At 50.5% G+C, this 18,181-nt stretch carries 14 protein-coding genes and 1 pseudogene; 9 read left to right on the top strand and 6 right to left on the bottom strand.

Annotated elements, in window-relative coordinates:
* Positions 1 to 13 precede the first annotated feature (13 nt).
* Positions 14 to 1,369, top strand: a complete 1,356-nt coding sequence (locus DQM57_RS05830; protein WP_111727253.1) for a PFL family protein — start codon at positions 14 to 16, stop codon at positions 1,367 to 1,369.
* Between the two features lie 60 nt (positions 1,370 to 1,429).
* On the opposite strand, the gene alr is transcribed toward DQM57_RS05830, so the two are convergent.
* Positions 1,430 to 2,488 (bottom strand): alanine racemase, encoded by a 1,059-nt coding sequence (gene alr / locus DQM57_RS05825; protein ID WP_111727252.1) that lies wholly within the window; start codon positions 2,486 to 2,488, stop codon positions 1,430 to 1,432.
* Between the two features lie 224 nt (positions 2,489 to 2,712).
* On the opposite strand from alr, the gene DQM57_RS05820 reads away from it, so the two are divergent.
* The 3 genes and pseudogenes from DQM57_RS05820 (at position 2,713) to DQM57_RS05815 (ending at position 4,470) form a co-directional block, all read left to right on the top strand.
* A complete protein-coding gene (locus tag DQM57_RS05820; RefSeq protein WP_107859678.1) occupies positions 2,713 to 3,177 on the top strand; it encodes an Lrp/AsnC ligand binding domain-containing protein in 465 nt (154 codons plus the stop codon).
* A gap of 286 nt (positions 3,178 to 3,463) precedes the next feature.
* Positions 3,464 to 3,644: pseudogene (locus tag DQM57_RS10030) on the top strand (hypothetical protein).
* A gap of 337 nt (positions 3,645 to 3,981) precedes the next feature.
* The gene (locus DQM57_RS05815; RefSeq protein WP_111727251.1) at positions 3,982 to 4,470 is read left to right on the top strand and encodes a disulfide bond formation protein B; all 489 of its coding nucleotides are present in this window, start codon (positions 3,982 to 3,984) and stop codon (positions 4,468 to 4,470) included.
* 56 nt (positions 4,471 to 4,526) lie between these two features.
* On the opposite strand, the gene DQM57_RS05810 is transcribed toward DQM57_RS05815, so the two are convergent.
* Positions 4,527 to 5,255 carry a YebC/PmpR family DNA-binding transcriptional regulator gene (locus tag DQM57_RS05810; RefSeq protein WP_003678253.1) on the bottom strand — a complete coding sequence of 243 codons (729 nt, stop codon included), beginning with the start codon at positions 5,253 to 5,255 and terminating at the stop codon, positions 4,527 to 4,529.
* A gap of 323 nt (positions 5,256 to 5,578) precedes the next feature.
* Here DQM57_RS05810 and DQM57_RS05805 point away from each other — a divergent pair, with 323 nt between their 5' ends.
* The gene (locus tag DQM57_RS05805) at positions 5,579 to 6,997 is read left to right on the top strand and encodes an alanine/glycine:cation symporter family protein (protein ID WP_111727250.1); all 1,419 of its coding nucleotides are present in this window, start codon (positions 5,579 to 5,581) and stop codon (positions 6,995 to 6,997) included.
* A gap of 63 nt (positions 6,998 to 7,060) precedes the next feature.
* Here the strand turns inward: DQM57_RS05805 and trhA are convergent, their stop codons facing one another.
* Positions 7,061 to 7,687: a PAQR family membrane homeostasis protein TrhA gene (gene trhA, locus DQM57_RS05800; protein ID WP_107859681.1), complete on the bottom strand. Its 627-nt coding sequence runs from the start codon at positions 7,685 to 7,687 to the stop codon at positions 7,061 to 7,063.
* A gap of 144 nt (positions 7,688 to 7,831) precedes the next feature.
* Here trhA and DQM57_RS05795 point away from each other — a divergent pair, with 144 nt between their 5' ends.
* Entirely contained in the window at positions 7,832 to 9,172 is a 1,341-nt protein-coding gene (locus DQM57_RS05795; RefSeq protein ID WP_111727249.1) for a DUF2868 domain-containing protein, read from the top strand.
* A gap of 73 nt (positions 9,173 to 9,245) precedes the next feature.
* Entirely contained in the window at positions 9,246 to 10,586 is a 1,341-nt protein-coding gene (locus DQM57_RS05790) for a GTPase/DUF3482 domain-containing protein (protein WP_197711713.1), read from the top strand.
* A gap of 293 nt (positions 10,587 to 10,879) precedes the next feature.
* Here the strand turns inward: DQM57_RS05790 and infB are convergent, their stop codons facing one another.
* From infB to rimP, 3 genes are read right to left on the bottom strand one after another with little or no spacing between them, the layout of a single operon-like run.
* Positions 10,880 to 13,747: a translation initiation factor IF-2 gene (gene infB, locus DQM57_RS05785; protein ID WP_111727247.1), complete on the bottom strand. Its 2,868-nt coding sequence runs from the start codon at positions 13,745 to 13,747 to the stop codon at positions 10,880 to 10,882.
* An 11-nt stretch (positions 13,748 to 13,758) separates the two neighbouring features.
* The gene (nusA, locus tag DQM57_RS05780) at positions 13,759 to 15,261 is read right to left on the bottom strand and encodes a transcription termination factor NusA (protein ID WP_111727246.1); all 1,503 of its coding nucleotides are present in this window, start codon (positions 15,259 to 15,261) and stop codon (positions 13,759 to 13,761) included.
* Between the two features lie 27 nt (positions 15,262 to 15,288).
* Positions 15,289 to 15,720: a ribosome maturation factor RimP gene (rimP, locus tag DQM57_RS05775; protein ID WP_167395547.1), complete on the bottom strand. Its 432-nt coding sequence runs from the start codon at positions 15,718 to 15,720 to the stop codon at positions 15,289 to 15,291.
* Positions 15,721 to 16,072: 352 nt separating this feature from the next.
* On the opposite strand from rimP, the gene serC reads away from it, so the two are divergent.
* Both serC and DQM57_RS05765 read left to right on the top strand, forming a co-directional pair.
* Positions 16,073 to 17,179, top strand: a complete 1,107-nt coding sequence (gene serC / locus DQM57_RS05770; protein WP_111727245.1) for a phosphoserine transaminase — start codon at positions 16,073 to 16,075, stop codon at positions 17,177 to 17,179.
* A 123-nt stretch (positions 17,180 to 17,302) separates the two neighbouring features.
* Positions 17,303 to 17,860: a nitroreductase family protein gene (locus DQM57_RS05765; protein ID WP_111727244.1), complete on the top strand. Its 558-nt coding sequence runs from the start codon at positions 17,303 to 17,305 to the stop codon at positions 17,858 to 17,860.
* Positions 17,861 to 18,181 lie beyond the last annotated feature (321 nt).

Below are 18,181 nucleotides of genomic sequence, written 5' to 3'. Positions count from 1 at the left end.
TCGGAGGAATGTGATGAGTATTCAATCCGGCGAGATTTTAGAAACTGTCAAAATGGTTGCTGACCAGCATTTCGACGTCCGCACCATTACCATAGGTATTGATTTGCACGACTGTATCAGCACCGACATCGATGTACTGAACCAAAACATTTACAACAAAATTACCACTGTCGGCAAAGATTTGGTCGCTACGGCGAAACATCTCTCCGCCAAATACGGCGTGCCGATTGTGAATCAGCGCATTTCCGTCACGCCGATTGCCCAAATCGCGGCGGCAACCAAAGCCGATTCTTACGTCAGCGTGGCGCAGACTTTGGACAAGGCAGCCAAAGCCATCGGTGTGTCTTTTATCGGCGGCTTTTCCGCGCTGGTGCAAAAAGGCATGTCGCCTTCGGATGAGGTGTTAATCCGCTCCATTCCCGAAGCAATGAAGACTACCGACATCGTGTGCAGCTCCATCAATATCGGCAGCACGCGCGCCGGTATCAATATGGATGCAGTCAAGCTGGCAGGCGAAACCATCAAACACACGGCCGAAATCACGCCCGAAGGTTTCGGCTGCGCCAAAATCGTCGTGTTCTGCAACGCGGTGGAAGACAACCCGTTTATGGCGGGTGCGTTTCACGGTGCTGGTGAAGCGGACGCCGTTATCAACGTCGGCGTATCGGGACCGGGCGTGGTCAAAGCCGCGCTGGAAAATTCGGACGCGGTCAGCCTGACCGAAGTCGCCGAAGTTGTGAAGAAAACTGCCTTCAAAATCACCCGCGTGGGCGAACTCATCGGCCGCGAAGCCTCGAAAATACTGGGCATCCCGTTCGGCATTCTTGATTTGTCGCTGGCACCGACCCCTGCCGTCGGCGACTCGGTGGCGCGCATCCTTGAAGAAATGGGCTTGAGCGTCTGCGGTACGCACGGCACGACGGCTGCTTTGGCATTGCTGAACGATGCCGTGAAAAAAGGTGGCATGATGGCTTCCAGCGCGGTCGGGGGTTTGAGCGGCGCGTTTATCCCCGTTTCTGAAGACGAAGGCATGATTGCTGCCGCCGAAGCAGGCGTGCTGACGCTGGACAAACTCGAAGCGATGACCGCTGTCTGCTCGGTCGGTTTGGATATGATCGCCGTCCCTGGCGACACGCCTGCGCACACCATTTCCGGCATCATCGCCGACGAAGCTGCCATCGGCATGATCAACAGCAAAACTACTGCCGTGCGCATTATTCCGGTAACGGGCAAAACCGTCGGCGACAGCGTCGAGTTCGGCGGTTTGTTGGGCTATGCGCCTGTGATGCCGGTTAAAGAAGGTTCGTGCGAAGTGTTCGTCAACCGCGGCGGCAGGATTCCTGCACCGGTTCAATCGATGAAAAACTGATTGCCGTATATTAAAAATGCCGTCTGAAACATTTCAGACGGCATTTCTTTTTTAGTTCATTTATTCAATATAAGTGAATTTTGCACGTTTTATATTGCACATTAATTCGTAAGGAATGGTTCCGGCTGCTTCGGCAACGGTATTGATATTGACCGTATCGCCCCACAGTTCGACTTCATGACCCAAACCTTCTTGCGAAGCATCCAGCTCGATGGTCATCATATCCATAGAGACTCTGCCGATGATCCGGGTCAATTTACCGTCGACGGCTACGGGGGAGTTGGTTGGAGCACGGCGCGGATAACCGTCCGCATAACCGCAGGCAATCAGGCCGACGCGCGTAGATTTACTGGTATAAAATGTTGCGCCATAACCGATAGGGGAGTGCGGCTGTAAAACGCGTTCGCCGAAAACACGGGTGGAAAGCCTCATCACGGGTTTCAGCCTGTCATCGTTGCCTCCGAACGGGGAAATGCCGTATAACGCCAAGCCCGCGCGCCCCCAATCCCTGCGTGCTTCGGGGATATTCAAAATAGCCGCCGAATTGGCAAGGCTTTCTTCGCCTTCCAGCCCTTTTGTACCCAAATCGAATGCTTCCATCTGTATTTCCGTCATGCCGCTTTCGGGTTCGTCCGCGCAGGAGAAATGCGAGAACTTGACAATACTGTCCACATATTCCGACTGTTTCAAGGCTGCATATGCCGAAGCGTAATCATGAGGGAAAAATCCGGTACGGTGCATCCCCGAATCCATTTTCAACCAGACCTTGACCGGTTTTTTCCAATGCCGGGAAAGCAAAGCCTCAAGCTGCCATTGGTTTCCGACTGCCGGCCAGAGCGAGTATTGTTCGACCGCTTCGTACTCTGATGCTTCAAATACGCCTTCTAAAAGGACAATCGGATTGGTAATGCCACTCTCCCGCAGCTTGACTCCCTCATCGATTGTGGCCACTGCGAAACCATCTGCCAAGTCTGCCAGCGCGAAAGCACATCTGACCGCACCGTGTCCGTATGCGTCGGCCTTCACTACCGCCAACAGTTTGCCTCCGTGCATTTCCTTTAAAATCTGATAATTGTGCCTAAGGTTGCCCAACCTGATCTGCACGTTCAAAGGGCGCATAAATTCATTCCTTACCAAACAAGTGTTTATTAGCAAAATTAAGAAATCGGTTGGGGGATTATAATCCAATGGCAAGGCTTTTAAAATATTAAAGAACCTTACTCTCCGGAGGTAGGGTTGGGTTTGCCATAGGGAAAGGAGGCTTGTGTTTTCCTGATATAATTGTCTTTCATTATCAGCATCCAAACCATTAAAATCAATAATAAACAACAAGGTAAAGACAAATGAAAGAGTTAGATAAGATTGATTTCCGTATCCTCAAGATCCTGCAGAAAAACGCCCGTATTCCCATGACGGAGCTTGCCGAGAAAGTAGGATTGTCCACTACTCCGGTTACCGAACGGGTACGCCGTTTGGAGCGGGAGCATTATATTACGGGTTATCATGCACATCTCAATCCTCATTTATTGGGCAAACCGTTGTTGGTTTTCGTCGAATTGAAATTACAATCCAAGTCGGGCAACATCTTTGAAGACTTTAAAAAGGAAGTATTGAAAATACCGCAGATTATGGAGTGCCATCTGGTATCGGGGGAGTATGATTATCTGATTAAAGTCCGCTTACACGATATGTCGGCTTACCGCGATATGCTCGGCAATATTTTGTTACAACTTCCTGCAGCATCTGAGAGCAGGAGTTATGTCGTGATGGAAGAAGTCAAAGAAAATACGGTGTTGGATTTGGATTGAATATTTCAGGCTGGCTATGTAGTTTGACACCTGAATGAAATATAACAACAAAACGTATGGTAGGTTGTAGTTTTAGATAAAAAATGCACACATTCAATAGAATGTGTGCCAAGTCTACAAAGGAGAAATAGAGGAGAAACTATTAACTGACTACTCGAACCAGCTAACGGGGTGAATTATGCCGTTATCAGTCATAAAAGGCAAGTTTTTTCTTGTTAAATTTCTTAAAGAATAGAAATCCAAACGATAAAAGTAATTAAACTTCAAGAGAGGACGGGATAAAAAAATGCGCACGGCTTGTTTAAGCGTGCGCCAAGTCTACAAAGGAGAAATAGAGGAGAAAAATCAAGCTGCATCAAGCAACTCAACGGCGGTAATTATCCGCCGTTTCTTACTTGCTGTCAATTATTTTCTGAAAATTTATTCGCCCGATTCGAATTCTGCAAAAAATCTTACCCGATGACTAACGGGGAACAAATTTCCCCAAAAACTCATCAATCTGTTTATTCAAGAAAATCATACGCACTTCATTGAAATAAACTTTTGTCTTTTCTTTATCAGCTGTTGTTTTTCATTCATTAAGTTTGCCAAATCTAAATTCCTCGGTATTTCCTTGTCGGCATTGTGCGGAGCAAATCGCCGTTTTGTCTATTGTCAGGTCTTGTGCATATTGGAGAAAACCGAAATCGTCCGCACCTGCACTGATTTTGATGCATCCCTTGCCATCTCTGGATATATCCCTTGCCATCTCTGGATATATCCAGCAAAATCGGTGTATCGGTATTTGATTGATGTGTTGAGAAAATGAACCCGTTATTTAAAAAAACCGTTTGGCTGCTGTTTGCCGTCTCGGTTTGCGCTTTCGCCGGCTCTTTGGCGGCGCAGTATGTTTTGGGTATGGACCCTTGTGTTTTGTGTATTAGCCAGCGGTTGTGCGTCTTGGCAACCGGATTATGTGCGGCAATTGTGCTGGCGTGTAAGCCCAAGGGCAGGGTGGGACGACTGTCAGGCGCAGTGTTTATCAGTATTCCTGCCGTTACGGGCGCGGCTGTTGCGGCATATCAGTTGTGGCTGCAGTCGCTGCCGCCGGGTACGGCTCCTTCGTGCGGTGCTCCGTGGACGTTTCGATTGAAGGGCTGGCCTTTGTTTGATTGGTTCGAGCCTGTTGTGCGCGGGTTCGGAAATTGTGCCGAACCGGATTATCTGCTGGGGGTCGCTTTGCCTGTTTGGAGTGCTGTGTATTTTCTGGCGGTTGTCCTGACGGTTTGGTGGGCGTGGGCAAGGGCTAAATAAATCAATGCCGTCTGAAAGGTTCAGACGGCATTGTCGGATGCTTGTGCTATACGGTATCAGTCTAAATTCAGTACGGCAGAAGTATAAACGTCTTGTACGTCGTCTAAATCTTCCAGCGCGTCAATCAGCTTCTGCATCTTGACGGCATCGTCGCCGGAGAGTTCGGTTTCGTTTTGGGCGCGCATGGTTACGTCGCCGTCAACGGATTTGTAACCTGCCGCTTCCAGAGTGGATTTCACGACCGCCCAATCGTTTGGCGCGGTGATGACTTCGATGGAACCGTCGTCGTTGGCAACTACGTCTTCCGCACCGGCTTCCAAAGCCGCTTCCATCAGCGCGTCTTCATCAACGCCGGGTTCAAATACCAAATAACCTTGATGTACGAAGTTGAACGCTACGCAGCCGTCGGTACCCAAGTTGCCGCCGTTTTTGGTGAACGCATGGCGTACGTCCGCAACGGTGCGGGTTTTGTTGTCGGTCAGGCAGTCCACCATCAGCGCTGCACCGCCGATGCCGTAGCCTTCGTAGCGCAATTCGATGTATTCCACACCCTCTAAGTTGCCCGTACCTTTGTCGATGGCACGTTGTACGTTGTCTTTGGGCATATTGTTTTCGGCTGCTTTTTCCAGAGCCAGGCGCAGGCGCGGGTTGGCACCGGGATCTCCGCCGCCCATACGAGCCGCAACGGTGATTTCTTTGATTAAACGGGTGAAGATTTTGCCGCGTTTGGCATCTTGACGGGCTTTTTTATGCTGGATATTCGCCCACTTGCTATGGCCTGCCATAGATTTCCTTTCATATTTCAAATGATTAATCCGTTTTGTCGGATTTTTAGACGTGCATTTTAACATAAGTTGCAACCGCCCAAAATATTCTGCCCTATATCACGCCGACTCATATTGCCTTCGTCTGAAACGGGGAAGGGGATGCAGGTTTTCACTTGAAAACAAGGAAATATTTTAATTGGTGTTGTTTTACGGTATGATGGCTCTGCTTTATTCCGATTGTTGACAATTGGGGCGGTATGATAAACGCGGCCTGCTCGCCGTGTTGCCCGTTGGCACTTTTGGGGTAAGCAATTGTTCTAATCGTAATGTAAGGTTATTTTATGGAAAATATATTGTCTGTTCTGGTGGGTACAGTCAATCGGTTCCTTTGGGACTACCTGTTGATTTATGCGCTTTTGGGTATCGGCCTGTTTTTTACGCTGTATCTCGGTGCGCCTCAGATTTTGAAGTTTGGCGCGGGGTTTAAATCCGTATTCGGCGGTTTGTTTGCCAAAAGGGATAAAGACGATAAGTCCTTATCTCAGTTTCAGGCGCTTGCGGTTGCCATATCCGCGCAAATCGGTACGGGCAATGTCGCCGGCGTGGCGACCGCTATCACTGCAGGCGGGCCGGGAGCGATTTTTTGGATGTGGGTTTCCGCTGTTTTGGGGATGTCCACGATTTTTGCCGAAGCCCTGCTCGCGCAGAAATACCGGGTGGTCAGTCACGGCAAATATATCGGCGGACCGGCGTTTTATATTACGCACGGCCTGACTCCGAAAATCGGTCGCGGCGCGGCGCGTTTTTTGTCCGGTTTCTTTTCCATTGCGTTGATTATCGCATTGGGCTTTATCGGTAATGCGACACAGGCCAATTCCATTGCTTCTGCAGTTAATATTGCGTTTGGTGTGCCTTCGCTGACGGTGGGCATTGTGCTTGCCGTCTTTACCGGCATGATTGTTATCGGCGGTGTAAACCGTATTGCCAATATTGCCCAGTTTGTCGTGCCGTTTATGGCGGTTGTCTATATTTTGTGTGCGGTGGTGATTTTGTTTGAATTTTCAGACCATATCATACCTATGCTCAACCATATTTTTGTTTCCGCCTTTAATCCTGAAGCGGTATTGGGCGGTGCTGCAGGTATCGGTATGCGCGAAGCGATACGCTTCGGCGTGGCGCGCGGTCTGTTTTCCAATGAGGCGGGGATGGGTTCTACCCCGCATGCACATGCAACCGCGGATGTGAAGCACCCTGTCCAACAAGGTATGGCGGCATTTGTCGGTGTGTTTATCGATACGATTTTGGTGTGTACGGCTACGGCGTTGATTATCTTGTTGACTGACGCCAACCTTTCAAGCGGACAGGGCGCGGCGGTTACTCAGTTTGCCTTTAATAAGGCCTTCCCGGGATTCGGTTCGCAATTGCTTGCGGTATGTCTGACTTTCTTTGCCTTTACCACTATTATCGGTTGGTATTATTTCGGTGAGTCCAATATCCGCTTTCTGTTCCGCGGCAGGCATCTGGGTATTTACCGTGCGTTGGTTCTGTTTGCCATTGTCTTGGGTACGTTGGGTAAAGTCGATTTGGTTTGGAGCCTGTCGGATATGTTCAACGGTTTTATGGTTATCCCCAACTTGATTGCCCTGTTCTTGCTGCGTAAGGAAATCCGCGCCATTTATGATGATTATCTGGCGCAGGAAAAGTCCGGCCGGGGCTTGTCTTATCAGTATGAATTTCACGAGTTTCACGATAAGGGCTGATGCCGGAAAATAAAAAGCCTCCCAACTGCCAAGGTTGGGAGGTTTTGTTTTTCAGACGGCATTTTATATGACGTAACCGTATACGCTGATAAATTGGGTGATGCTGCCGCCTAGTACGAATAAATGCCAGATGCCGTGTCCGTGTCTGATTTTTTTATCGTTTACAAACCAGTAAATGCCGATGCTGTACAGTATTCCGCCTGCCGCCAGCCAAACCAGCCCTGCTGCCGGGAGGGAGGCGGTCAGGGTTTTCATCACCGCTAAAACCATCCAACCCATAACGACATAAATCACAATAGACAGCAGTCGTTTTTCACTTTTCCGCCCTAAAGTGAGTTCTTGGATGATGCCTGCAACCGCTAGCAGCCATGACAGCAAAAATACTGTCCAGCCCGGCCCGTTTCGTAAAGAGACCAGTGCAAACGGTGTGTAGCTTCCGGCAATAAGCACATAAATCATACAATGATCGACTTTTTTCAGAATGCTTTTCAGCCTTCCGGCTTTGATTCCGTGATACAGGGAAGAGCTCAAATACAGCAGGAAAAGGCTGATGCCGTAAACGGATACGCTGAAGGTACGGTAGCCGTCGCCGTATTCTTCGGCTTTAAGCAGCATCATGACCAAACCTGCTGCAGCTAAAACCAAACCGCTCAAATGGCTGTAAGTATTGAAGCGTTCGCCTGGATACATCGCATAACCTTCCGATTGGACAGAGGCAGCCAGTTTACGCCGATATCTTTGCCTTTGTCTGGGATTTACTCTTTGCCTACATTCTGCATATTCTCGAAAATGCTTGTGTTAGAATCTCGTTTTCTTCTTTTCAGACGGCATTTTATGTTGAATCCTTCCCAAAAATTGGTTGAGCTGGTCCGCATCTTGGAAGAAAACGGTTATATTTTCAGCGGAGATCCTGTTCAGGCAACGGAAGCGCTGTGCAGTATAGAAGGCAGTATCGGAGAAAAAATGATACGCCGTGCCGAGATTATCGACCGAAATCGAACGTTGAGGCATACTTTGGAAAATGTTCGCGCCGGTTCGTTTTGGCTGTGGCTGGCAGCAGCGATGTTTACATTTTTTACCGGTTTTTCCGGCGCGTATCTTCTGATGGACAGCCAAGGGCTGAATTTCTTCCTGATTTTGGCGGGCGTGTTGGGCATGAATACGCTGATGTTGGCGGTATGGTTGGCAACGTTGTTCCTGCGCGTGAAAGTGGGGCGGTTTTTCAGTAGTCCGGCGACTTGGTTTCGGGGTAAAGACTCCGTCAATCAGGCGGTGTTCCGGCTGTATGCGGACGAATGGCGGCAGCCTTCGGCGCGTTGGATTGCCGGCGCGACTTCACACAGTCTATGGCTCTGTACCCTGAGCGGGATGCTGGTGTCGGTATTGCTGCTGCTTTTGGTGCGGCAATATACATTCAACTGGGAAAGCACGCTGTTGAGCAATGCCGCTTCGGTACGCGCGGTGGAAATGCTGGCGTGGCTGCCGTCGAAACTCGGTTTCCCTGCGCCGGACGCGCAGGCGGTGGTCGAAGGTCGTCTGAACGGCAATATCGCCGATGCGCGCGCGTGGTCGGGCTTGTTGGTCGGCAGCATAGCCTGCTACGGCATCCTGCCGCGCCTGCTGGCTTGGGCGGTATGCAAAATCTTTTTAAAAACAAGCCAAAGCAAGTTGGATTTGGAGAAGCCTTACTATCAGGCGGTCATTCGCCGCTGGCAGAACAAAATCGTCGATGCGGATACGCGTCGGGAAACCGTGTCCGCCGTTTCTCCGAAAATCACCTTAAACGACGCGCCCAAGTGGGCAGTCATGCTGGAAACCGAATGGCACGAAAGCACATGGTTTACGGGCAGATTGGCGCAGGAATGGCTGGATAAAGGCGTAGCGGCGAATCGGGAAGAGGTGGCCGCTTTGGAAGCGGAATTGCAACAGAAACCCGCCCAGCTTCTCATCGGCGTGCGTGCGGAAACCGTCCCCGACCGAGGCGTGTTGCGGCAAATTGTTCGGCTTTCGGAAGCGGCTCAAGGTGGAGCGGTGGTACAGCTTCTGACGGAACGGGCGCTTTCAGACGACCTGTCCGAAACATTGAACCATTGGCGTAATGCGCTGTCAGAGTGCGACGTGGCATGGTTGGAACCTGACAAGGCGGCGCAGGAAGGTCGTCTGAAAGACCAATAAAATCACTTGAAATGTTCTGTTAAGCCGATATTCTGAAAAAAGGCCGTCTGAAAATCCATTCTTCAAAAACATCATGAACAAACAACCCCTTTCCCTCGCAGTCGTCGGGCATACCAATACCGGCAAAACCTCGCTCTTGCGCACCCTGTTGCGCGACAGCGGCTTCGGCGAAATCAAAAACGCCCCGTCCACCACGCGCCATGTCGAAGAAGCTACGATTACCGACGGCGCCGATACGCTGCTGTATCTGTACGATACCCCCGGGCTCGAAGACGCGGGCGGCGTTTTGGACTGGCTTGAAACCCATACGGACGCACGCTCTGACGGTATCGAGCGGCTGCAACAGTTTCTCGACAGCGACGGAGCGCATCACGATTTCAACCAAGAAGCCAAAGTGCTGCGGCAGCTTCTGCAAAGCGACATGGCGTTGTACATCATCGACGCGCGCGAACCCGTCCTCGACAAATATCGGGATGAATTGACCATCCTTTCATGGTGCGCCAAACCGGTCATGCCCGTGTTCAACTTTACCGGCGGACAGATTCCCGAATCGTGGACGACCATGCTGGCACGGAGAAACTTGCACGTTTTCGCAGGATTCGACACCGTCGCATTCGATTTTGAAGGCGAATTGAACCTTTGGAACAAGCTTGCCACTATGTTGCCGCAGCACGAAGTCATCGACCGCCTGACCGCTTCCCGCCGCCGCGAATGGACGCGTCTGGATAAAGAAGCGCGACACGAAATCGCAGGTTTCCTGCTTGATGTTGCCGCCTTCGCACAGGAAATTGGCGAAAACGACGACCCCGCGCCCGTCCTGCAAATCATGCAGGCGGAAATACGCCAGCTCGAACGGAAGATGCAGCAGCGGCTGTTTTCCATTTACCGCTTCTATCACAGCGAAATCGACGGCGGCGACTGGGTGCCCAAAGCCTTCCATCAAGACCCATTCGACAGCGAATTGCTCAAACAATACGGCATCCGCACCGGTACGGGCGCGGCAACCGGCGCACTCATCGGCTTGGGGCTGGACATCGCCACGCTCGGCGGTTCGCTCGGATTGGGTACGGCAATCGGCGGTTTTTTGGGCGGCATTCTGCCCAATACCCGCACCATTTCTGACAAGCTCAACGGCCGCCAAACCCTGCACACCGACCCCGAAACCCTGACCCTGCTCGCCGCCCGCGCCCTCGATTTGCTACACATCCTGCAAACGCGCGGCCACGCGGCACAATCGCAAGTCGAGTTGCACAGCCGCAAAGCACCTTGGACACCAGACAAACTCCCTTCCGAACTCAACAAAGCCCGCAGCAGGTGGAAATGGTCGTCCCTCAACACCCACCTCCCCGAAACCAGCCGCGTCGAACGCGAGGAATATGTGGAAAAACTCCAAATACGTTTGTCGGGCAAATAATGCCGTCTGAAGCGTTATTGTTTGTCGGGGTTTTCTAAAAATAGGGAGAGCAAGGAAGGATAAGGTTTCGGGAGATAGGGCTGGGATTTATGATGAGGGAAGGATTTTTACAAATTAAGACCGGCATTAAGCTGGGGCTTTATGTTTATTTTTGAGCGAGGACAAGGTGCCTTGTATTGAAATCAGGGCAGGTTGATAGTCAGTGATAAAAACGGGTTCCGTATCATAATCATACGGAACCCGTTTTGAAATGCCGTCTGAATGTTTCAGACGGCATTTGATTTGCATGAAAATTATAGCGTGCGTGCAACTTCGACGATGTCGAAGCATTCCAGTTGGTCGCCTTCCATGATTTCGTTGTAGCCTTTTATCATCAGGCCGCACTCGAAGCCCATGCGGACTTCTTTGACGTCGTCTTTGTAGCGTTTCAAAGAAGACAGCTCGCCGGTATGGATAACCACGTTGTTGCGGATGAGGCGGACATGGGAATCGCGTTTGACCACACCGTCGGTAACCATACAGCCTGCAATGTTGCCAACTTTGGAAACAGAGATAACCTGACGGATTTCGACCGTACCGGTTACTTGCTCTTTCTCTTCCGGAGAGAGCATACCGCTCATGGCGGCTTTCACGTCGTCGATGGCATCATAGATGATGTTGTAGTAGCGGATTTCCACGTTTTCATTTTCGGCCAGCTTACGTGAAGAAGCATCTGCACGGACGTTAAAGCCGATGATGAATGCGCCTGAAGCGATGGCAAGGTTGACATCCGATTCGGTAATGCCGCCCACGCCGCTGTGCAACACGTTCACTTTTACTTCGTCGGTGGACAGTTTTTTCAGGCTGCCCGCCAGAGCTTCGTAAGAACCTTGTACGTCTGCTTTGATGATGACCGACAAGGATTGGGCTTGGTTTTCGCCCATGTTGTTGAACATGTTTTCCAGTTTCGCAGCCTGTTGCTTGGCCAAGCGTACGTCGCGGTATTTGCCTTGGCGGAAGAGGGCGATTTCACGCGCTTTTTTCTCGTCGGCCAATACCATCGCATCTTCGCCTGCGTTCGGAACATCGGACAAACCGAGGATTTCGACCGGAATAGACGGGCCTGCTTCGTTAATGGCTTTGCCGTTTTCGTCAACCATCGCACGGATTTTACCGAATGCGGTACCGGCCAGCAGCATATCGCCTTTTTTCAGCGTACCGCTTTGTACCAAGAGAGTGGCAACCGCACCGCGGCCTTTGTCCAGACGGGCTTCGACGATAATGCCTTTTGCAGGTGCATCGACAGGGGCTGTCAGTTCCAAGACTTCGGCTTCGAGCAAGACGGCTTCGAGCAGTGCGTCAATGTTCGTTCCTTTTTTGGCGGATACGTCGATAAACTGTACGGTGCCGCCCCAATCATCGGGGATCACTTCGTGTTGGGTCAGTTCTTGGCGGATACGTTCGGGATTGGCCGTATCTTTATCGATTTTATTGACGGCTACCACAATCGGAACACCTGCCGCTTTGGCATGTGCAATGGCTTCGATGGTTTGCGGCATTACACCGTCGTCTGCGGCAACCACGAGAATCACGATATCGGTCGCTTTCGCGCCGCGCGCGCGCATGGCGGTAAACGCTTCGTGACCCGGAGTATCTAAGAAGGTAATCACGCCGCGCGGCGTTTTGACGTGATAAGCGCCGATGTGCTGCGTAATGCCGCCTGCTTCGCCCTGTACAACTTTGGCGCGGCGGATGTAGTCCAGCAGCGAGGTCTTGCCGTGGTCGACGTGACCCATGACGGTAACGACGGGCGGACGTGGCAGGGCTTCTGCATCTGCGGCCTCCACACCTTCGTCCAAAAAGGCTTCCGGATCGTCTGCTGCGGCAGGTTTGCCGATATGTCCGAGTTCTTCCACCACAATCAGGGCGGTGTCTTGGTCGATAGATTGGTTGATGGTTACCATCATGCCCATTTTCATCAGGGCTTTAACCACTTCCACGCCTTTAACGGCCATTTTGTGTGCCAAGTCGGCAACGGTAATGGTTTCAGGCACCAAAACTTCGTGTACGACAGGTTCGGTCGGCGCTTGGAAGGCGTGTTGGTTTGGCTCAAGTTTGAGTTTTTTGCCTTTTTTGCCTCCGCGTACGCGCTCGTCGTCACCATTGCGCGCATTGTTGCGGTCACGTCCGCCTTTACCGCCTTTGCCTTTGGCATTGCGGCCCTGGCCTTCGTCATCACGGTTGTAGCGGTCTTCTTTTTTTGCTTTTGATGGATTGAGGGGTTTGTTTTCGCTTGCAGAAGTGGCAGCCTGCGTTTTTTCAGCGGGTTTTGCTGTGCGCTGCCCCGCAGTTTTGGCTTCCGGTGAGGTTTTGGCCTGTTGCTCTGCCTGTTGTTTTATGGCTTCACGGCGTGCCTGACGTTCCTGTTTCTCTCTTAACAAGGCTTCTTGATGGGCGCGCAATGCTGCGGCACGACGCGCCTCCTCATCGCGTTGCGCCTGTTCTTCCGCACTGACTACAGGCTGCGGGATGGCGGGTTCGACCGGTTTTGCCGGTTTTTTTGCTTCTTTGCCTTTGCTGCCTTTATCTTGTTTCGGTGTGGATTCAGCTGTTTTCCCGGACGGTACTTTGTCGGAAGGGGCTGCTTTGTTTCCTGCAACAGGTTTGGGTTTGTCGGAGGTGGGTTTCGACATGTCTTCGGCAGGTTTGTTTTCCTGAGCGGCAGGCTTGGTTTTGCTGCCGGATTTTGCCGCTTTCAATTTTGCTGCTTCCGCTTCTGCTTTGGCGCGTGCTTCTGCGCGTGCGGCAGATTCGCTTTCTGCTTTGGCTGCATCTTCCGTCATTTTTTCTGCCTGAGCCGGAGGTGCTTGGACCTGTGAGGCTTTTGCCTGCGCTACCAGCTCTTCAGGGGATGGAATGTTGACGGTGCGTCCACGTTTGCGTGTTTCAACTTTTACGCCGTCGATGGTGCTGACTTCGGTCTTGGTGCGACGGATGCTGATAGTACCGCTGTTGCTGCCGTTTTTCTTGGTCAGGTAGGCGTTTAGAAGCTGTTTGTCGTCCAGTGTCAGGGAATCGCTGCCGCTGGTTTTGCTGACGCCGGCTTCTTTCAACTGGTTCAGCAGGTCGTCGACCGGGCGTTTCAGTTCGGCGGCAAATTGTTCTACGGTTGTGTTACTCATCTTTACCCCCTTTATTTGTCTTCGGTAAACCAGTGTTCGCGTGCGGTCAGGATGACGGCTTTTGCGGTTTCTTCATTGACACTGGTAATTTCAATCAGCTCATCGACGGACAGTTCTGCCAAGTCGTCGCGTGTAGTAATGCCTGCTTCGGCGAGTTTGAGCAGCATATCGGCATCCACACCTTCCAGGCTGCGCATATCATCGGATACTTCGCCCAGTTTTTCTTCGGCGGTAATCGCTATGGTCAGAATGGCGTCACGTGCCCTGTTTCGGAGCATATCGACAATTTCTTCGTCAAAACCTTCTATGGCAAGCAGTTCGGCGGCAGGAACGTAGGCAACTTCTTCTAATGTTGCGAAACCCTCTTGAACCAGGATGTCTGCGGTTTCTTCGTCTACATTCAGATGGGAAACAAACAGTGTTCGGATAGCGGCATCTTCGGCAGCATTGCGTTTGTCGGCTTCTGCAGAAGTCATGATGTTGAGCTGCCAGCCGGTCAGTTCCGATGCCAGTCGGACATTTTGACCGCCGCGTCCGATGGCAAGCGCAAGTTGATCTTCGGAAACGATAACATCGACGGCATGTTTTTCCTCGTCGATTACAATACGGCTGACTTCGGCGGGGGAGAGTGCGCCCATAACGAATTGGGCAGGCTCAGGAGACCAGAGGACGACATCGATGCGTTCGCCGGACAATTCGTTGCTGACGGCATTGACGCGTGAACCACGTACGCCGATACAGGTGCCTTGCGGGTCGATGCGTTGGTCGTTGGCTTTGACGGCAACTTTGGCGCGTTGGCCAGGGTCGCGTGCGACTGCGCGGATTTCCAACATGCCGTCTGAAATTTCGGGGACTTCGTTGGCATAGAGTTTGGCCAGAAAGTCGCCGCTGGTACGGCTCAAAATGACTTGTTTCCGGCCGGTATTGCCGATTTCGTCCACGCGAAGGAAAAGTGCGCGGATACGGTCGCCGCTGCGGAAGTTTTCGCGGGGGATGGTTTGATCGCGCGGAATCAGTGCATCCAGTTTACCGGCAATAATTTCAACAATGATGCCATGGCGTTCTACCCGTTTGACCGTTCCGGTAACGATATCTTCTTTGACGGCGAGAAATTCGTTCAGGTTTTGTTCGCGTTCGGCATCGCGGATACGTTGCAGGATGATTTGTTTGGCGGTTTGCGCGGCTTGGCGGCCGAAACCTTCGTTAGGCAGCTGCTCCTCGTAATATTCGCCGATTTGGATGGTCGTGCCGGGGATTTCTTCTTGGATTTCCTCGATGGTTTTTTCAATATCGGGGTAGGTATAGTCTTCATCGGCCACAATCAGCCAGCGGCGGAAGGTTTGGTATTCGCCGGTGTCGCGGTTGATTTGTACGCGGACATCCATGTGTTCGCGGTCTGCCTTTTTCTTGGCTGCGCTAGAGAGTGCGAATTCCAAGGCTTGGAATACGACTTCTGCGTCAACATTTTTTTCGCTTGCCAGAGCTTCTGCCAGCTGTAATATTTCACGACTCATTTTGAAAATCTCCAATATTGTTGTGTTTTAGAATTTGAATTCGGGACGCAGGCGGGCTTTGTCGATATTGTCCATTTCGATTTGCACGGTCTTGCCGTCGAAGGAAACGGTAACAGTGTCGTTTTCACAGCCTTCGATTTTGCCGATAAAGTTTTTCTGACCGTCTATCGGCAGGCGGGTTTTGATTTTTGCCTGCTGACCGGCAAAGCGTACGAAGTCGGCGGCTTTTTTCAGAGGACGGTCGAGTCCGGGACTGGAAATTTCCAGATTTTTATAATCGATGTCTTCCACCATAAACAAACGGCTCAAATGGTTGCTGACGGTTGCGCAGTCTTCGACGGTAATACCACCTTCTTTATCGATGAATACGCGCAACGTTCCTTGAGCGGTCAGTTCGAAATCGACCAGTTCATAGCCCAAGCCGGGCAGGGTTTTTTCGAGGATGGTCTGAATATCCATGCTGCTCCCTAGGTACATAATAAAAAAATGGCCGAGAGGCCATTTTTCGTTAGGATTGAAAAATTGGCACGATTATAACCTGTTTTATGAAAAAATGAAAGTGTTGATTTATTTTGTGTTTTCCAATTTCAAACAAATGATTTTGGTAATGCCGGCTTGAGGGTTGAGGTTGATATTGTTGACAAAATTGTGTCAGAATTTTATGTCTAGATATTTAAATCATTAAAAATCAATATATTGATTTCATTTTTTGATTTTGTTGCCGATGGGGGAGGTGTTTTCTTGCCTTGCATAAAGATTATCCCGAGCCTAAAATCGGGGCGGTTTATTTCTGACAGTTCGGGGCCGTATTATGTCTCTTTATCCGATTTACAATTTCTCTGCCGGTCCTGCGGCGTTGCCTGAAGCGGTTTTGCAGACGGCACAGCAGGAAATGTTGGACTACAATGGAACCGGTTTTCCAGTCATGGCGATGAGCCACCGCTCGGAGATGTTTTTGAGTATCCTGCATCATGCGGAAGAGGATCTGCGGCGGCTTCTGAAGATTCCCTCAAATTATAAGATATTGTTTTTACAGGGAGGAGCGACAACTCAATTTAATATGGTGGCCATGAATTTGGCACATGGTTTCCGTACTGCGGATGCCGTGGTAACGGGTAACTGGAGCCGGATTGCCTATGAGCAGATGGAACGGTTGACGGATACGGAAATCCGCTTGGCGGCACACGGTGGAGAGCAGTTCGATTATTTGGATTTGCCCGAACCGGAAACGTGGGACGTGGACAGGAATTCCGCCTTTGTTCATTTTGCCGTCAATGAAACCGTCAATGGATTGCAATACGGCAAAGTGCCGCGCCTTTCAGACGGCATGCCGCCGTTGGTATGCGATATGTCCAGTGAGATTTTGTCGCGTGAGTTTGAGGTTGCCGATTACGGGCTGATTTATGCGGGTGCTCAGAAAAATATCGGGCCGGCAGGTGTTACTGTGGTCATTGTTCGAGAAGACCTGTTGGACCGCTGTCCCGATAATATTCCTGATGTGTTCAACTATCGTTCCCATATCGAACGCAACGGTATGTACAATACGCCTTCAACTTATTCGATTTATATGTCGGGGCTGGTGTTCCGCTGGTTGTTGGCGCAGGGCGGAGTGGGAAAAATTGAAAAAATCAATCATCTGAAGGCGCAAATTTTGTATGGTGCAATAGATGGCAGCGATGGTTTTTATATCAACCGTATCCGTCCGAACGCGCGTTCTAAAATGAATGTTGTGTTTCAGACGGGCAATGAGGAACTTGACCGCCGTTTTGTATTCGAGGCTGAATTGCAAGGTTTGTGTCTGTTGAAGGGTTATAAATCTGTCGGCGGGATGCGGGCCAGTATTTATAACGCAATGCCGCTGGAAGGTGTGAGGGCGTTGGCGGATTTTATGAGTGATTTCCAACGTCGTTACGGCTGATTTTGAGATGCCGTCTGAATGTGTTTTCAGACGGCATTATTTTTCCCGGTTAGGCGGTGTAATGGCATTGCCGGATGCTTTGTGTTATAAAACACTTTCCGAAATGATTTGAGAAACGATTATATGGATGCTTTGCAGCTTTTGATTACACGGCGGTCTTCAAAAAAATTGGCGGCTCCCGCTCCTAATGCCGGACAGTTGGAACAAATATTGCAGGCGGCAACGCAGGTTCCGGATCATGGAAATATGCGTCCTTTTCATTTTACCGTCATCCAAGGCGAGGTAGGATTGCAACGTTTTCGCGATGTGTTGAAGCAAACGGTTACCGAATTGAATTTCGGCGATGATGCGATGAAAAAGGCTGAAAAAGTGGGTAATATGGCGCCAATGGTAATAGGGGTAACGTTTGCTCCGAACCGAGAAGTGGCGAAGCCGAAACCGGAGTGGGAACAGATGCTGACAGCAGGTTGTGCGGCGTATGCTTTACAGCTGGCGGCAACTGCCCAAGGTTTCGACAATGTGTGGATTACAGGAATGTGGATCAACAGTCCTTTGTTGCGTCAGGCTTTCGGGTGTGCGGATAAGGATAAAATTATCGGATTGATGATGGTGGGATCGCCGACAGAAGAAATACATAAGCCCAAAAATACGGATTTGGAACAGTTTGTCAGCTATTGGTAAACAGGATTTCAAATAAAATGCCGTCTGAAGGTTTTCAGACGGTATTTTATTTGAAATCCTCAAGTTGGATCTATAAGGCGCTTGATATAGCGGGTAAAATTTACGGTGTCTTTCCATGTTTGAATGCCATTAGTGATACCGGGTAGGCAAGGGAAGATAAGGATATATCGTGATTCTCCGGTCAGACTGTTGATAAATTAAACTACTAAGGCAACAGTTGCCTTAAACCGGGGCATGAAAAATTCGTAATATCGAAAGATTTTATGTTTTTGCGCAGAATATGTGCTGTGTTTGTCGGACTGGTGCAAACGACATCCTAAG

Origin of the sequence: Neisseria cinerea (genome assembly GCF_900475315.1) — a bacterium.
In the GTDB taxonomy this organism is placed as follows: Bacteria; Pseudomonadota; Gammaproteobacteria; order Burkholderiales; family Neisseriaceae; genus Neisseria; species Neisseria cinerea.
The sequence above is the reverse complement of the archived record's forward strand: the minus strand, read 5'-3'. Positions and strand labels throughout refer to the sequence as shown.

What these genes read in the sequence shown, in the direction of transcription:
- alr (WP_111727252.1), bottom strand. Translation starts at nt 2,488, where the DNA reads ATGCGCCCTTTGAACGTGCAGATCAGGTTGGGCAACCTTAGGCACAAT.
- DQM57_RS05765 (WP_111727244.1), top strand. Translation starts at nt 17,303, where the DNA reads ATGGATGCTTTGCAGCTTTTGATTACACGGCGGTCTTCAAAAAAATTG.
- serC (WP_111727245.1), top strand. Translation starts at nt 16,073, where the DNA reads ATGTCTCTTTATCCGATTTACAATTTCTCTGCCGGTCCTGCGGCGTTG.
- DQM57_RS05815 (WP_111727251.1), top strand. Translation starts at nt 3,982, where the DNA reads ATGAACCCGTTATTTAAAAAAACCGTTTGGCTGCTGTTTGCCGTCTCG.
- trhA (WP_107859681.1), bottom strand. Translation starts at nt 7,687, where the DNA reads ATGTATCCAGGCGAACGCTTCAATACTTACAGCCATTTGAGCGGTTTG.
- DQM57_RS05790 (WP_197711713.1), top strand. Translation starts at nt 9,246, where the DNA reads ATGAACAAACAACCCCTTTCCCTCGCAGTCGTCGGGCATACCAATACC.
- infB (WP_111727247.1), bottom strand. Translation starts at nt 13,747, where the DNA reads ATGAGTAACACAACCGTAGAACAATTTGCCGCCGAACTGAAACGCCCG.
- DQM57_RS05795 (WP_111727249.1), top strand. Translation starts at nt 7,832, where the DNA reads ATGTTGAATCCTTCCCAAAAATTGGTTGAGCTGGTCCGCATCTTGGAA.
- DQM57_RS05820 (WP_107859678.1), top strand. Translation starts at nt 2,713, where the DNA reads ATGAAAGAGTTAGATAAGATTGATTTCCGTATCCTCAAGATCCTGCAG.
- DQM57_RS05805 (WP_111727250.1), top strand. Translation starts at nt 5,579, where the DNA reads ATGGAAAATATATTGTCTGTTCTGGTGGGTACAGTCAATCGGTTCCTT.
- DQM57_RS05830 (WP_111727253.1), top strand. Translation starts at nt 14, where the DNA reads ATGAGTATTCAATCCGGCGAGATTTTAGAAACTGTCAAAATGGTTGCT.
- nusA (WP_111727246.1), bottom strand. Translation starts at nt 15,261, where the DNA reads ATGAGTCGTGAAATATTACAGCTGGCAGAAGCTCTGGCAAGCGAAAAA.
- DQM57_RS05810 (WP_003678253.1), bottom strand. Translation starts at nt 5,255, where the DNA reads ATGGCAGGCCATAGCAAGTGGGCGAATATCCAGCATAAAAAAGCCCGT.
- rimP (WP_167395547.1), bottom strand. Translation starts at nt 15,720, where the DNA reads ATGGATATTCAGACCATCCTCGAAAAAACCCTGCCCGGCTTGGGCTAT.